Source organism: Odoribacter sp. N15.MGS-14 (genome assembly GCF_000980245.1).
GTDB lineage: Bacteria > Bacteroidota > Bacteroidia > Bacteroidales > Marinifilaceae > Odoribacter > Odoribacter splanchnicus.
Window position 1 is genome coordinate 85,281 of the sequence record NZ_LARE01000011.1, and the last position, 16,196, is coordinate 101,476.

Sequence of the window (16,196 nt, forward strand, 5' to 3'; positions counted from 1 at the left end):
TGGTTTTATAAAGTGGACAATGCTTTTTCCATACGGCGTATCGTTTCTTCTTTACCGATAATTTCGATAACATCGAACATATGCGGTCCTTTAGCAGCACCGATAATGGCTACCCGGAAAGGATTCATTACCTTACCGAAGCCTAAGCCTTTTTCGGTGATCCAGGCAGAAATGATTTTCTCCGTATTGGCAAAAGAATAATCATCGATACTCTTCAGTATTTCCAGTAATTCACGCATTAAAGCAGGTGTATCTTCTTTCCAATATTTTTTGGTATCTTTTTCATTAAATTCGGTAGGAGTAACGAAGAAAAAGCGGCAGTCTGCATACAAATCGGCTACAAAATTATAGCGTTCTTTCATCAGACTACAGATTTTCTCGGTTTTTTTCCTGTCGAAAACGATTTGTTCTGCTTTAAGCATTTCGTCGACTAGGTCTGCTAATTCAGCATCCGGTTTAGCCACCAAATATTTATGATTAAACCATTTTGTTTTTTCGGGATCGAATTTAGCTCCTGACTTTTTAACTCTGTCTAAAGTGAATAGTTCGCATAACTCCTGAAGGGAGAATATTTCCTGGTCCGTACCCGGATTCCATCCCAAAAGGGCCAGCATATTGATGAATGCTTCAGGGAAATAACCGTCTTCTTTGTAGCCATGCCATTTTTCTCCGGTTGCCGGATCTGTAAATTCCATCGGGAATACCGGGAATCCCATTTTGTTACCGTCCCGTTTGCTTAATTTGCCGTTCCCTACCGGTTTTAAGATCAGCGGGAGGTGAGCGAATTCAGGCATGGTGTCTTCCCAACCGAAGGCTTTGTAAAGCAACACATGTAAGGGAAGAGAAGGCAACCATTCTTCTCCACGGATAACATGGGTGATTTTCATTAAGTGGTCGTCTACAATGTTGGCCAGGTGATAAGTAGGCATTCCGTCCGACTTATAGAGCACTTTATCGTCAAGCAGGGAGCTGTTGAAATGGACTTCTCCGCGAATAATGTCGTGAAGGAGAAGATCTTCATGCTCGGGCATTTTAAAACGGATGACATAATGCACACCCGCTTCCAGCAATTGTTTTACTTTACCGGCATCCATATTCAGGGAATTCTTTAATTTACCTCTGCTCGTGGCATTGTAAATAAATGTTTCCCCACGGCCTTCACACTCTTTTCTCATCGCATCCAATTCTTCGGCTGTATCGAAAGAGTAGTATGCATTTCCCGATTCAACGAGTTGGAGGGCATATTTTTTGTAGATTTCTTTTCTTTCACTTTGACGATATGGACCGTATTCTCCACCTACCCCAACTCCTTCATCCACTTTTAAGCCACACCATTTCAAAGACTCTATAATGTATTCTTCTGCACCGGGTACATACCGGGTTTGGTCAGTATCTTCGATTCTTAAAAGAAAATCTCCACCATAATGGCGGGCAAACAGATAATTGAAGAGGGCTGTTCTTACTCCTCCTAAGTGAAGCGCTCCCGTCGGACTTGGAGCAAATCTAACTCTGACTTTTCTTTCCATTGTCTTCTTGCGATTTATTGTTGTTTTTTTGGCTGATCAATATATTATGAAACAGCTCTTTGGTATATTCGATTGCTTTTCGGACGGCTGTTTCTTTTGAGGTGATATTGCTCAAGATAGGCTCCGCGTGATTATAAGGATTGTTGGGATCGTCGGTCAACAGATAGACCGTATATTTTCCGTTTTTACCGTTTTTGGTTTTGCTTACTAATCCGAACCAAACGTCAATCGATTGGTTATCGACGTAAATTGTACGTTTTACTTTGTACATTATTGTTCGTTTTTATTTTTATTCTTGAAGTTTAACAGTGTAACGACTATCATTAAACAAGCCATAGAAGCGACGTTGATATAGACCGGTGTCCTATCGGTATTGCTAAATAGAGATAGTGCACTCGATATCATCAGTAAGAAAGCAGTGAGTATTATCAGTAGGCGAATAATTTTCATAGTGGGTATAACTTATATGTAAAATTAAAATGCGGCAGGCGAATCGTTTTTTCTTATCCGTTAAACATTGTATTCGTCCTTGCTGTACGAAGGATTATAATTTCAATTGATTTTTTACCGGATTAGCATATATTTCCAGATAAATATTGTTCAGTAGGGAAATATTCCCTTCCAGTTTATCCATTTTTTGAGTCATCACTTCGATAAAACGTTTCTTTTCTTCTTCGGTATAGAATGCTTTGAATTTATTTACCGAATGTAATAAATCATAGGCAATGTAATTATTCGGCCAAAGCTTGAAATTCTGATGAATTTTAGAATCGATAATTCCGGCGAGTGCTTCTATTCTGTCTCCATTGGAGGGAAGTTGATCCAGTTCATCGAATTCCTGATCTGTGAGCTGATCGATATGAAAATGTACGCGTCCTTTGTAGTCACTTAGCCCGGTGAGCATACTGTTCATATCGGCTTCGGGAGTTTTGATATATTCTCCGACGGTTTTGGTATATAATTCCGAGGTTTTCAGGGCATCGCAAGGCTCCCATTCGTAGGAGATGGCGAGGGGCATGATATGTAGTTCTCTGAAATTGATCCCGAATTGGGTGGGACCGCTCATCTTCAGCATTTTCAATAGACTGGGTTGGGCTTTATCATCGCCGTTTTTAGTTCTTCCTTCCCGTTCGGCGATCCATACCGAATCTTCGTTTTCTTCGATGACTTCCCGGATATATTTTGAACGGAGAGCCGAACTCGTAAGCATTTCTCTCACTGTTATATCTCTCTCTATGACAAAACAAGAATCTAATTTGACCAAATCGGTTACCCAGTCGTTGATCAGGAGATTACTTCCTATAGCAGCCCGGGTGTATTTATTACCATGTTGACGCAAAAGTACATTCAGGATGGCCGAATCGAGAATGATATCCCGATGATTGGACATAAAAATATAAGAAGTATTTTTGTCGACCAATTCCATTCCTGATACTGTAATTCCGTCTGTAGTCGTATTGATCAGAGATTGGATGGCCGGACCGAAAAATTTGGCTTGAAATTCCGCACGGCTTCGAATTCCTTGTAAAGCTCCTTGTATGGTTGCACGGTCCATTTTAGTTAGGTGTGTAAACAGAGTCAAAAATTCTTCTGATTTACATAGACGTTCTATTGCTGCCTCTATTTCGCTATCGCAATAGGGTCTGATGGTGTTAAATTCGGAATCCGATGTCATAATTTTATTTTAAAAAATAATTCTTTTCTGCTGCAAAGATAAAACTAAAAGCTAAAAGCTGAAAGCTATCTGCTAAAACTTCCCGGAAAATGCCTATTAATCTGTTTCTTAATTTATAATGTCTTTCCCGGGTAAGTCTTTAAAGCTACGGATAAAATTTCCATCGCTTTTTGAAGATCACTGATTTTTAGTACATAAGCTATTCTTACTTCATTTTTGCCTAATCCGGGAGTATAATAGAAGCCGCTGGCAGGGGCGAGCATAACGGTTTGACCGTTATAGTCGAATTCTTCCAATAACCATTGAGCGAATTTTTCAGCGTCGTCGACAGGCAACTTGACTATGGAATAAAAGGCCCCTTTGGGTATAGGACAAACCACTCCCGGCATTTTATTCAAGGCTTCTACCATGAAGTTTCTTCTTTTGATATATTCATGATAGACGCTTTCAAAATATTCGTCGGTGGTGTCCAGAGAGGCTTCGGCTGCAATTTGTCCCAAAGCGGGAGGGCAAAGGCGGGCCATGCCGAATTTGAGGGCTGCATCCAATATCGCTTTATTTTTAGTGATGATCGCTCCGACACGGATACCGCATTCGCTGTAACGCTTCGACATGGAATCGAAAAGAATGGTGTTTTGTTCGATTCCTTTCAGATTCATTACTGAAAAATGTTTTAAGCCATCATAACAATATCGTCTGTAGACTTCGTCAGAATATAGGTATAATTCGTGTTTTTTTACAATCTTCGCCAGCTCTTCCAGCTCTTTGGGGGAATATAGATAACCTGTCGGATTATTGGGGTTGACAATTACAATTCCTTTGGTTTTGGGTGTAATTTGTTTTTCAAATTCACTCATCGGTGGAAGGGCGAAATTGTCTTCGATTTTTGCTGTTACCGTTTTAATTTTGGCTCCGACCATTAAGGCGAAAGCCGTATAATTGGCGTAAAACGGCTCCGGTATAATAATTTCATCTCCCTCGTTCAAGGTGCTCATGAAAGCAAACAGAATGGCTTCCGAGCCACCGGTAGTAATCAGTATGTCTTCTTCGGTCAGGGAGATCCCTAATTTCTGATAATATCCGGCTAATTTGGTACGAAGTGTATGATTTCCGGCGGAAGCCGTATATTCGATTACAGGAAGTTTCATTTGCCGGACTGCTTTCAAAGCTACTTCAGGAGTAGCGATATCCGGCTGTCCGATATTCAGGTGATAGACCTTTATTCCTCTTTCTTTGGCACGGTCTGCATAAGGGACCAGCTTACGGATCGGAGAAGCCGGGATTTTTTTTCCTTTTTCTGAGATTTGTAACATATTGTATTTCTTTGAAGGTTCCTCTTTTTAAATGCCCCTCAAGATACAATATTTTTTACATTCCTGCAATCGTTTTCAGTTTTTCAATATTCAATAATTTTATTTTACGTCCTTTGACTTCGATCAATCCGTCGTTTTTGTAGTCGGAAAGTAAACGAATAACGGTTTCTGTCGCTGTCCCGACAAAATTGCTAAGGTCTTCACGGGTGATATTCAGTTTTAAACTTCCGTCTTGTTCGATACCGAAATCATCTGCAATGAGGAGTAAGATCTCGGCCAGGCGTTCTTTTACAGATTTTTGTGCAATATCCCGGATGTAACGATTCGAATCGCCCAATTCTTTACAGGCTATTTGCATCATATCGTAGGCAAAACCTGAATTATTCCGGATTAAGTTTAACAAAACCGAATCGGGTATATAACATAGAATTGCCTCTGAATGTGTTTCTATAGAGGTGCAAGCAGGTTCGTGCCGGATGACTGAACGGAAGCCGAAGAGGTCTCCTTCCTGATCGAATTTGATAATTTGCTCTTTCCCTTCATGTCCTGTTTGATATATTTTGATGATTCCGCTGTATATGAAATAACAACCTTTGATTCTTGTGCCTTCCGCGTAAATCAGTTCACCTTTCTTGTAATATTTGACCGAATCCGGACGAAGCAGGCCTTTTAATTCTTCGTCCGAAAGATTGGTAAAGGTCTGTTTTAGTTTTTTGTAACAAGACCCTAAGTCCGGCAAAACTATATTTGAATGTTTGTTTAATTCGTTTTTCATTCTCTGGTATCCTTTTCTATGAGCATTTCCTGAATGCACCGGGTTATGCTTTTTTCATCGAATCCGCATTCTTCATATAATTGTTGTTGAGTTCCGTGCTCGATAAACTTATCCGGAATTCCTAATCTTTTTATAGTAGCATGATATTGGTGGTCGGCCATAAATTCGGCGACAGCACTTCCTAATCCACCTTGAATCGTTCCGTCTTCCAAGGTGATTATTTTAGAAAATTTTTGAAAAACGGTATGTAATAATTCTTCGTCTATAGGTTTTAAAAAACGCATATCATAAAGGGCGACGAGCGATTTTTCGAAGTGAGATACAGCTTTCTTCGCTACATTTCCGATACTTCCGATAGATAAAATCGCTATTTTTTCTCCCTCGATCAAACATCTGCCTTTACCGATTTCCAGTTCCTGAAAAGGAGTATGCCAATCGGCAAGAAAACCGTTTCCGCGTGGATAGCGGATGGAAAAAGGTCCCTGGTCAGGTAATTGGGCGGTGTACATCATATTTCTCAGTTCCGCTTCGTCCAGGGGAGCTGCGATGATCATATTCGGAATGCATCTGAAATAGGCTAAATCAAAAGCTCCATGATGGGTGGCTCCGTCGGCTCCGACAAAACCGGCCCGGTCGAGGCAAAATACAACATTCAGATTTTGTAGGGCGACATCATGAATCACCTGATCGTAGGCTCTCTGCATAAATGAAGAATAGATATTGCAGAAAGGAACAAATCCTTTTGCCGCCAGGCCGGCAGAAAAAGTGACGGCGTGTTGCTCGGCAATCCCGACATCGAAACAACGATCCGGCATTTCATGCATCATGATATTTAATGAACAGCCGGTAGGCATAGCAGGGGTGATTCCGATGATCTTGGAATTGCTCTTCGCCAGCTCTGTGACTGTGTTTCCAAAAACATCCTGAAATTTGGCCGGAATGTTAGGATTATTCTCTTTAATTCGCTCTCCGGTCACTTTATTGAACTTGCCGGGGGCATGCCAGATTGTTTGATTGATTTCGGCTTCTTTAAATCCTTTTCCTTTGACCGTAATGCAATGCAAAACTTTAGGACCCGGTATATTTTTCAGGTCCCGTAATATTTTGATCAGATGATGGATATCGTGGCCGTCGACAGGACCGAAATAACGTAATCCCATAGCTTCGAAAAGATTACTTTTTTTCAGAAGCATCGATTTTATGCTATTGTCGATATTCTGGATAAAATTCCTCATGCCTGGACTGATCCGGTTTAGTTTACCTAAAACGTTCCATACATCCCCCTTGATTTTATTATAGGTCTTAGAAGTACTGATGTCCAACAGATATTCGTTCAAGCCTCCTACGTTGGGATCGATCGCCATATTATTGTCGTTCAGGATGACTAATAGGTTGGAATCGTATACCCCGGCATTGTTGAGGGCTTCGAAAGCCATTCCGCCTGTCATCGAACCGTCGCCGATTACGGCCACGCTTTGCCGCCCGGTTTCTCCGTTGATTTTTGCTGCAATAGCCATGCCTAAAGCTGCCGAAATCGAAGTAGAAGAATGACCTGTACCGAACGAATCGTATTCACTTTCCGATATCTTCGGGAAACCGCTGATTCCTCCGTAGATACGTTTGGTTTTGAATTGTTCTTTGCGGCCGGTGAGTATTTTATGGGCATAAGATTGATGTCCGACGTCCCAAACAAGATTGTCGTAAGGGGTGTCGAGGATATAATGAAGCGCAACAGTCAATTCTACGACTCCCAGACTTGATCCGAGATGTCCCGGATTTTCGGCACAATCATCGATGATTTTCTGCCGGATTTCCTGACATAACTGAATCAATGAATCTTCAGATACTTTTTTTAAATCTTCAGGTGTATTTATAGAATCAAGGATACTCATGTATGCATCATTTGCTAATAAATAATGGGCTAATAACAAACATCAACCTATTAGTTCATATTATATTAGCAGATTAATAGACGATCGTACCGATCTGTTGGCCTTCCATTAATTTTTTAAGGTTTCCTTCAACATCCATATTGAAAACAACGATAGGAAGGTGGTTTTCTTTGCACATGGTCGTTGCGGTGAGATCCATGACTTTTAACCCTTTATTATAAATTTCGTCATACGTGATTTTCTCGAATTTGGTGGCTGTCGGATCTTTTTCCGGATCGGCGGTATAAATACCGTCTACCCGTGTCCCTTTCAACATGGCATCGGCTTCTATTTCTATGGCACGCAAACTACTGCCTGTATCGGTTGTGAAATAGGGATTACCCGTTCCGGCACTGAAAATGGTGACATAGCCGTTTTCAAGGTATTCTATCGCTTTGGCTTTGGAGTAGAATTCTCCGATGGGCTCCATGCGTATAGCTGTCAGTACTTTGTTCCGGCAATTCTCGTTGTCGAGTGCCGAACTGAGTGCCAGACTATTGATTACGGTGGCCAACATACCCATACTATCTCCTTTAACCCGGTCGAATCCTTTATTGGTACCGCTCAGTCCCCGGAAAATATTTCCTCCGCCGATTACTATTCCTATCTGGATGCCCATTTCGGCGATTTCTTTTATTTGTCGGGCGTAGCTTTCGACACGGGTCACGTCTATCCCGTATTTTTGAGCGCCCATTAACGACTCTCCGCTGAGTTTAAGAAGTATCCTGTTAAATTTCATCATGTTAGGTTTAAAGTTGAATGACAGATTTCATTTTTATCGTTTATTCTATCAAAAAGATTTTCTATATTGTGAAAAATTACAACAAAACTAGTTATTTTTATCCGATTATAGAGCAAAGCCTGTATAAAAAATAGATCGTAGTTTTTATTGTTAATTTTTTATCATTGATGAAGATGAACGAACAGAATCGTAATTTGTTGATATTATTATCAATATGTGTATTAACCATTTTCCCTCTTTTAGGTTTAACGGATTATAATACGAAAGGTGAGCCTCGGGAAGCTATTGTGGCTTATTCTATGTTGGAACACGGGAATTGGATTTTGCCCCGGAATTATGGTGGTGAGATTGCTTTTAAACCTCCTTTTTTGCATTGGAGTGTGGCTGCTGTTTCCACTTTGTGCGGTGAAGTGTCCGAATACTCCTCCCGGGTTCCGTCTGCTTTGGCCCTGATCATTATGGCTGCCGCTATTTATTGGTTTTATGCCAGACGTAAAGGGGCAACTGTCGGGTTATTGACCGCCTTTGTCATGTTGACCTGTTTCGAGGTACACCGTGCCGGTTTCACCTGCCGGGTAGATATGGTATTGACCGCTTTTATTGTGTTGGCTATTATCCGTTTTTATTCGTGGTATGAAAAAGATTTGAGAGGGATCCCCTGGCTGGCTATTCTGTTTATGGGATGTGCTACCTTGACTAAAGGACCGGTGGGGATTATTTTGCCTTGTTTGGTAGCCGGCGTATTTCTTTGGATAAGAAAAGGACATTTCTGGAAATTGGTTTTGCGTTTTATCGGGATAGCCCTATTGGCTTGTGTGTTACCTGCCATTTGGTATGTTTTGGCTTACAACGAAGGAAAGCAGGAATTTTTAGATTTAATGATGGAAGAAAATTTCGGGCGATTTTTAGGTAAGATGTCTTATGCTTCCCATGAAAATCCTTTTTATTATAATATTTATATGCTTATGGCCGGCTATCTCCCCTGGACTTTGTTGTTGCTCTTCTCTCTTTTCTGTTTGCGTTACCGCAAATGGACCGGGACCTGGAAAGAGAAGTGGCAACAAACGGTAGAGAAAGTCCGGACCAGTGATCCGGTTCACTTGTATTCTTTTTTGACTATAGCACTGATATTTGTATTTTATTGTATCCCTGCAAGTAAGAGAAGTGTTTATCTGTTACCGATATACCCTTTTATCGGTTATTTTCTGGCGGTTTATTTTCTTTGGTTGGTTCGTATGGGGAAAACTGCCATAAAGATTTTTGCTATCGTTATCTCTTGCCTTATTATTTTACTGACTGTCGTATTTTTTGTCGTGAAAGCAGGAGTTGTTCCCGACACGATTTTTGCGGGTAAAAGGGCTGTAGAGAATATCGCTTTTTTGCATGCGTTGGAAGAAATTCCAATGAATTTATTCAATATTGTTCTGATCTTTTTACCGATTGTTGCTGTCGTTGTTTTGCTTAGAAAATTGAAAAGTAAACCCTGGAATACTCAGGTATTGTATGCTTTGTGCGGATTATTGTTTATGATATTTGTCGTTTTGGACGGAGTTTATCAGCCTGCCGTATTGAATACCAAATCGGATATCGGTTTGGCGCAGGAAGCACGGAAATGGGTGCCCGAAGGAAAAATTTATTCTTATACTTATTTCTTCTATAGTGTCAATTTTTTCAATGGTGACCGGATGGCGCTTTTTGAAAAAGAATTGCCTGAAGAAGGCTACGTTTTAGTGAAGCAGGGGCTATTGGAAGAATTTCGTCAGAAATATGGAGAGGAATATGTTTTAGATACGGTTTATACTTCGAATCGCCGGAGTTGTGATGTCAGAGATATAATCCATATTCTTCATTTTACCAAAGAGAAGGCGATAGGAAATGCAGAAACGGAAGAACGTTTTTAACAGAAACCGTGTTTTGCAGATGGTCGGAAAATATCCGACCATCTGCAAATAGCCCGGTTATTTATTTCAGATTGACATCTTCTTCGATAAAATAACGGGGACGTTGTTTCACTTCTTTGTAAATCTTTCCGATATATATTCCGGTTATTCCGATAGCCATCATAATCATTCCACCGATAAACCAGATAGAGACCAGTAAGGAGGTCCAACCCGGTATGGTATGGGCATGAGCATGTTGTACCAAGGCGTAAATAATCATGATAATGGGGACGATTATTCCGAAAATAAATCCTCCCGTCAGGATTAGCTGAAGCGGTTTTACAGAAAAAGAGGTAATACCGTCCAGGGCAAAAGAAAGCATCTTTTTGAACGGATATTTGGATTCTCCTGCAAACCGGCTTTTCCGGTCATAATATACGTAAGCTTCGGGGAAACCGATTAGCCGGACTATTCCACGGAGAAATAGATTGCGTTCCGGATAGGATACGAGTGCCTGTAACGCGCGTTTACTCATCAGTCGGAAGTCGGCATGATTATAGACGACATCGCTTCCCATTTTACGGATTAGCTGATAGAATAATAAAGCTGTATTTTTCTTAAACCAGGTATCGGTCGTCCGTTCCCGCCTTACTCCATAGACAATATCCGCTCCCTGTAGGAAACAATCGGTCATCTCTTCGATAGCATCGACATCGTCCTGTAAATCGGCATCGATTGAAATGGCGGCATCGCAGTGTGTACTGGCCCATTCCAGGCCTGCTAACAAGGCGTATTGATGACCGGAATTATGAGCCAATTTTAAACCACCGACGAGTCCGTTTGTTTTACCTGCCTCGGTAATGATTTCCCAGGTTTTGTCTTTACTGCCGTCGTCGACAAATAATATTTTTCCAATGGAGATTTTTCCGTTTTCCAGCATTCTGTTCAGGACGCCGGATAATTGCCGGATAGTTTCCGGAAGTACGCTTTCCTCATTATAACACGGAACTACGATAATAAGGTGGGTTGTATTCATGGTTTATTATGGATTAGAATGTGGTTTGTCGGTTGTCAGTTGTTTACGGATCAGATATTCTGTCGTTTGCAACATGGAGAAGGCATAGGTTTTCAGTGAGTCGAATGTCGCATTCGCTGTTGCCGGGCTTAGAGTTCCGTTATGAATATTATAATTGAACTCTTGTTTACTTTCCGTATCGTAAATATAGAAATGTTTTGTGTCTTTGACTCCTAACATATTGTCTGCGCTAAAAAACATACAAGGACGTTCTTCTTTTAATAAATCTATTCCCAGATTGTTTTGAATATAATTGATACGTAACATACCCAATAAAGTAGGAGCTACGTCGATCTGTCCTCCGAAATTTTCTTTTTCTTCTGCGGTGAGAAGTGCGGGAGCATAAAACATCAAAGGAATGTGATTGTACGATTGAGGCATTTCACTATCCGGATTGCCGACTAATTTTCCGTGATCGCCCAATAAGACGAAGATCGTATTGTCGAACCAAGGTTGTTGCGAGGCTTTATGCATGAATTGACGAATCGACCAGTCGGCGTATTCTACGATTTGTTCTTCTATGTTTTTACTTTTAGGCTGGAAATAAGACGGAATCACGTAAGGAGGATGGTTGCTGATAGAAAGTAAGACAGCAAAAAACGGACTAGTCTGAGCGGACTGTTTTTTCAAATGATTCAGTGCATAGTCGTAAAGAAAATCATCTTGTACGCCGAAACCATTGACTACTTTTTCGGACGGGTAGTTTTCCTGAGAAAAGATCTCGTCGAAGCCATTGGTACGAAAAAAAGCATTCATATTGTCGTATTGGGATTCGTGGGTCATAAAGAACATGGTGCGGTAACCCTGTTCTTTTAATATAGTCGGAAGACCGGAATAAGTGGGAATGACAGAACCTTTCATCGCGTTTCGTTTTAAGATGGAAGGAAAAGAATAAAGGGTCGCATACATGCCATGATTCGTATGGATTCCTGAGGAATAAAAATTAGAGAATGCTAAGGATTGTCGGTATAAACTGTCCAGAAAAGGAGTCAGCTCCTTCTGCTGTCCAAAACGTTTCATCAGATGGGCAGACATCGATTCCATAAAAATCAGCACAATATTCGGACGTCTTAAACTGTCGGAGGCGTTGATTTGGCGTGCAATGGGAGAGATCCCTTCGATTCCCGGCCGGTTTAAATAGTGTCGGGTATTTTCCAACGCTTCGTTTTCCGGCATAAGATGAAGGTATCGGTTTTCTTTCCGTGAATCGTCTAACGTACTGCTTAACAGATTGAATACCGGACTGATGCCCAATTGATTCAAAAACGGATCGGTACAATAATAAGCTGCACTGACTTTTATCGGATTATATCCGGTACGTCCCCGGATACCGAACAGGCAGAGGCCGATACAGATGCAGGCTGTCAGGAAGATATAAATACGGTCGAGCCAAAAGACAGACGGATTTTTTGTATTTAGTAACCGTTGAAAATGACGGATCAATCGTCGCATGAGCCAGATAAATAACACTAAAGTCAATAGAAAGCCGATCAAAGGAGGGTAGTAGGAGGTTTCTCCGAATACCATGCCGGCTGTCGTATTCATATAGCCGAACCAATTGAAGACCGACGAATTGATGATTTTAAAGAAATATTGAAAATAGGGAATATTGGCTGCCGTAACCAGCAATACGATTCCATAGAATAAACTGAAAAAAATACATGTAACATTCCAGAGTATTTTACCGTAGTAGTTGAACAAAGCCGAAATGGAAACAGCTACTAAAGGGATGAGGAGTATGTAACAAGCGATTACATTATCGAACCAGACTCCCCGGATAAAGGCAGGCCATATCGACATAAAACCGACATGCTCCTGATCCGGAAAATCGTAATTGGCGCTGAAGAAAAAAACGAGTCTGAATAGTGTGAGAAAGAATAAAGCGGTGAAATGTATGGATAACAAACATCCTACAGACAATAAGAACCGTTTGTAACCGGGGTGAGAAAATGTTCGCATTTTAGAAAAAATAGGGTTTAAAATACGGCGTAAAGATACATTTTTAATATTACTATAGTTTGAATATAGGATGAATTAATACAGCTTTATATTTTTAAATATGATGACTAATAAAACTTCTGATTATGACCTGACCGTGATTGTTCCGGTATATAATGAAAGGGGAAATATGTTGCGGCTTGAAACTGCTTTGTCGGCTTTTCTGAAAAAATCGAAAGTGAAATCTTGTATTTTGTTTGTGAACGACGGGTCGCAAGATGGGAGCGGTGATTTGATCAGAGAAATTTGCCGGCGGAATAAAGATTTTTTTTATATCGGTTTGGCTAAAAACTGTGGATTGAGCGCAGCTATGAAAGCAGGAATCGATTATACCTGCTCCAGGTTGGTCGGATATATAGATGCTGATTTACAAACTACACCTGAAGATTTCAATCTTTTGTTGGAATATACCGATGATTATGAGCTGGTCATGGGGATTCGGGTGGGACGGAAGGATAGTCTGGTGAAAAATATGTCCTCGAAAGTAGCTAATGGGTTTCGAAGACTGATGACAAAAGATGGGGTGAAAGACACCGGATGCCCCTTAAAAATTTTGCATACTGAATATGCGCAACGAATACCTTTTTTTACTGGAATGCATCGTTTTTTACCGGCTCTGATCCTGCTACAACAAGGAAAAGTGAAACAAGTACCGGTGCGTCATTACCCGCGAATAGCTGAAAAATCGAAATACAATTTATGTAATCGCCTCATATCACCCTTTAAAGATTGCTTTGCGTATCGTTGGATGAAAAAACGATATATAAATTATGAAATAGCAGATACTCATCTTTAATAAAGATTTTTTAAGAATAGAGTTGGTAAGAACCGGCTAGGAAAGCTGATTTTTTCCGATGAGTTGAAATTATCTAAAAAATGTTTATCCTGCGAATACTATTTAAAACAGAACTGAAATTTGCTCTAAGCTTCGATCCGGTCAGGATTTTGTTTTTTATTTTTATAAAGAATCCAGATATCCCTGCAATAGACGACTAATCCCGTCGACTGGCCTAAAATTAAAACTGGGTCGTGCCTCACCAAGGCATAGGATACGATAATCAACGATCCGCTGAGACTGATCAACCAAAATCCCATCGGTAAAATGGAGTCATGGTGCCTACGCGAATAAACCCACTGGTAGACGAAGCGAAGAGTGAAAATAATCTGCCCTAAAGACCCCCAGAGAAGCAGGCCGAAAGGAATGTTTTCATTGTAGAAAAATTGATTGATGAACCCTTTTACCTCTGCTAACATATATCCGATGGCTACGATCGGGGTTATGAGGAGAATGTAGCGGATGAGTACCGGAATCTTTTGCCAGCTGTTTTTCATGTTCAAATTCCAAATGTAGATGTAGTAGGATATAAGTTGTCCTAAAATTATGGCAAAGTCATTTCGCAACCAACCGTAAAAGAAAAGTAAGTATGAACCTAATAAGCTTAATAACCAGAACAGAGTAGGGGATACTACCTGCTTTTCTTTTTCAGATATAATCCACTGAATAAGTAAGCGGGCAGAGAAGCAAATTTGTGCTAAAAAACCGAGTGCGTATATCATTGAATTTTTAGTTTTGTTGGAAAATTATAATACTGTAATCTCCAATTGTATATGACTCATTATTATTTGAAAAATTATATAATTTACTTTCTTTTTTGAGTGTGTTTCTATTTACGAATAGAATAAAATTTTGTTTTCCTGATAGACTATCTATAGTGGGTAGATCTACTTCATTAATTTGTTTATTTAGGTAAGAATCTAAATTCTTTCCACTTCGAAGTTTGTAGAAATAGTAATTTTTTATACCATCTTCTTGGGCTATTCTTGTCGCTTTTTGAGTAATATTTTTCAAACCGATGTATTTATTTAATTCGGAAATGTTCACCGATCCAATGAGAATAGACAAGAGCAAACCGACAGAAAGACTATTCGTCGCATTAGTGAATCTATTTTTGTAAAGATAATATAAGCACAGAATAGCCGACGAAGACAGCAGGAAGGCGGCGAAATAGAAATAAGAGCTTTCTAACCAAGGCAGGGAGAGAAAGGCTGGGAGGAAGAATAAAGCCGGAAAAACGAATACGAGTACAGCTGCAGGTAGAACGATAGTAAAATAGATTTTGGGGAGTGCTATTTCGGGGAGTAATAGGAAAGCCAAATAAGCCATAAAGGGGAATAGGGGTAAAAGATAAATATCCAGTTTGGCACTTGAAAAAGAAAGTACCACGAAACCGGTAAGAAGGATGGTCAGGAATAATTGTTTTATATCGTTATTGTAAAGGTGTTTGCGTATCCCGATGAGGAGAACGACAACGTAAAATAGGGTCCAGGGAGCGAGTGAATACCAGATCGTTTTCAGATAATACCAGAAAGGTTCTTTGTGATGGAAGGAATCGACGGCCCTGTTGATGGTCTGGTGGAAAAGCAGGTTGTTCAGATAGGTTTTTCCCCCTTCGAGATATACAGCAATAAACCACAAGCTGCAAAGCCCGATTAATATGCTCCATTGTTTCCAACCTAAATATTTACCGATGGTTTTGAATTGTTTTTTTACCAATAAAAAAGCCGGAATGGTCAATAGAGGAATGATCAAACCTACCGGACCTTTAGTGAAAATGGCCAGAAAGATATAAATCGGTAGTTTGATCGGGTCAGCAGGAGAACATCGGCCGGTATAGATGCGGTAAAAAGTATACAGGCTTAGAATGATAAATAAAGACATCAGCATATCCATGCGTAGCACAATGGCCGAGCCTGTAAATAAACCGCTCGTCAGAAGCATGAATTGGCTGCTTAACCTGAGGTCGGAGGGTAAGGCTGTGTTTACCCATTTATCCATGATGAACAGGATCCACAAGGCCGGGATCAGGGAAAACAATCCCAGGAAAAACATCGAATGTGTACCGAGTAGCCACTTACCTAGCATGACAATCCAGAGGTAAAGAGGAGGTTTGTCGGCATATAGGGCGCCATGATTCCAAAAGGTGAACCAATGGCCTTCGCGGAGAGCTTCATCTGCAATACTCAGATATTTCAATTCATTATTGGGAGTAAAATCCCTGAAATACAAGAGAGGTATAAAGCACGCAAAGAAAAGTAAATATCTGGTTATTTTCATCATTTTTCCTTTATAGATATTTCGTACGTATAAAAATGAATTCGGTTACCTGAAGTTGCAGGTTTCATTTTCATTTTCGGCTATAAAGGAATAAAAAAATTTATGCTTGGCGGAGGTAATAAAAAAGAGCCTTATTTCTAAGGCTCTCTTATTGTATTGGGTTCGG

General features: G+C 40.3%; 13 protein-coding genes. 2 read left to right on the plus strand and 11 right to left on the minus strand.

The features are described from left to right. Positions 1-5: 5 nt before the first annotated feature. The 7 genes from gltX to pyrH form a co-directional block, all read right to left on the minus strand. Positions 6-1,526 (minus strand): glutamate--tRNA ligase, encoded by a 1,521-nt coding sequence (gene gltX / locus WS34_RS04025; RefSeq protein ID WP_046403291.1) that lies wholly within the window; start codon positions 1,524-1,526, stop codon positions 6-8. Further along, on the minus strand, positions 1,504-1,797 hold the full coding sequence (locus WS34_RS04030; protein WP_013612881.1) for a hypothetical protein: 294 nt from the start codon (positions 1,795-1,797) through the stop codon (positions 1,504-1,506). Before WS34_RS04030 ends, gltX begins: the two co-directional genes overlap by 23 nt. A gap of 273 nt (positions 1,798-2,070) precedes the next feature. Next, positions 2,071-3,201, minus strand: a complete 1,131-nt coding sequence (locus tag WS34_RS04035) for a 1-acyl-sn-glycerol-3-phosphate acyltransferase (RefSeq protein WP_013612879.1) — start codon at positions 3,199-3,201, stop codon at positions 2,071-2,073. Positions 3,202-3,314: 113 nt separating this feature from the next. Then, on the minus strand, positions 3,315-4,514 hold the full coding sequence (locus tag WS34_RS04040; protein ID WP_013612878.1) for a pyridoxal phosphate-dependent aminotransferase: 1,200 nt from the start codon (positions 4,512-4,514) through the stop codon (positions 3,315-3,317). A gap of 55 nt (positions 4,515-4,569) precedes the next feature. Further along, on the minus strand, positions 4,570-5,289 hold the full coding sequence (locus tag WS34_RS04045) for a Crp/Fnr family transcriptional regulator (protein WP_013612877.1): 720 nt from the start codon (positions 5,287-5,289) through the stop codon (positions 4,570-4,572). Continuing rightward, a complete protein-coding gene (gene dxs, locus WS34_RS04050) occupies positions 5,286-7,181 on the minus strand; it encodes a 1-deoxy-D-xylulose-5-phosphate synthase (protein ID WP_046403293.1) in 1,896 nt (631 codons plus the stop codon). Before dxs ends, WS34_RS04045 begins: the two co-directional genes overlap by 4 nt. Before the next feature lie 73 nt (positions 7,182-7,254). Next, a complete protein-coding gene (gene pyrH / locus WS34_RS04055) occupies positions 7,255-7,962 on the minus strand; it encodes a UMP kinase (RefSeq protein ID WP_013612875.1) in 708 nt (235 codons plus the stop codon). Between the two features lie 173 nt (positions 7,963-8,135). On the opposite strand from pyrH, the gene WS34_RS04060 reads away from it, so the two are divergent. Next, a complete protein-coding gene (locus WS34_RS04060; protein WP_353743263.1) occupies positions 8,136-9,863 on the plus strand; it encodes an ArnT family glycosyltransferase in 1,728 nt (575 codons plus the stop codon). Between the two features lie 61 nt (positions 9,864-9,924). On the opposite strand, the gene WS34_RS04065 is transcribed toward WS34_RS04060, so the two are convergent. After that, on the minus strand, positions 9,925-10,878 hold the full coding sequence (locus WS34_RS04065; protein ID WP_013612872.1) for a glycosyltransferase family 2 protein: 954 nt from the start codon (positions 10,876-10,878) through the stop codon (positions 9,925-9,927). A gap of 6 nt (positions 10,879-10,884) precedes the next feature. Continuing rightward, positions 10,885-12,876, minus strand: coding sequence for an LTA synthase family protein (locus tag WS34_RS04070; RefSeq protein ID WP_022160842.1), 1,992 nt, complete (start codon positions 12,874-12,876; stop codon positions 10,885-10,887). Between the two features lie 103 nt (positions 12,877-12,979). Here WS34_RS04070 and WS34_RS04075 point away from each other — a divergent pair, with 103 nt between their 5' ends. Beyond that, positions 12,980-13,711, plus strand: coding sequence for a glycosyltransferase (locus WS34_RS04075; protein ID WP_046403359.1), 732 nt, complete (start codon positions 12,980-12,982; stop codon positions 13,709-13,711). 125 nt (positions 13,712-13,836) lie between these two features. Here WS34_RS04075 and WS34_RS04080 read toward each other — a convergent pair whose 3' ends face one another. Together WS34_RS04080 and WS34_RS04085 are read right to left on the minus strand one after the other, a co-directional pair. Continuing rightward, on the minus strand, positions 13,837-14,472 hold the full coding sequence (locus tag WS34_RS04080) for a lipid-A-disaccharide synthase N-terminal domain-containing protein (protein ID WP_013612869.1): 636 nt from the start codon (positions 14,470-14,472) through the stop codon (positions 13,837-13,839). Between the two features lie 7 nt (positions 14,473-14,479). Then, the gene (locus tag WS34_RS04085; protein WP_229032300.1) at positions 14,480-16,030 is read right to left on the minus strand and encodes an ArnT family glycosyltransferase; all 1,551 of its coding nucleotides are present in this window, start codon (positions 16,028-16,030) and stop codon (positions 14,480-14,482) included. Between the last annotated feature and the right edge of the window lie 166 nt (positions 16,031-16,196).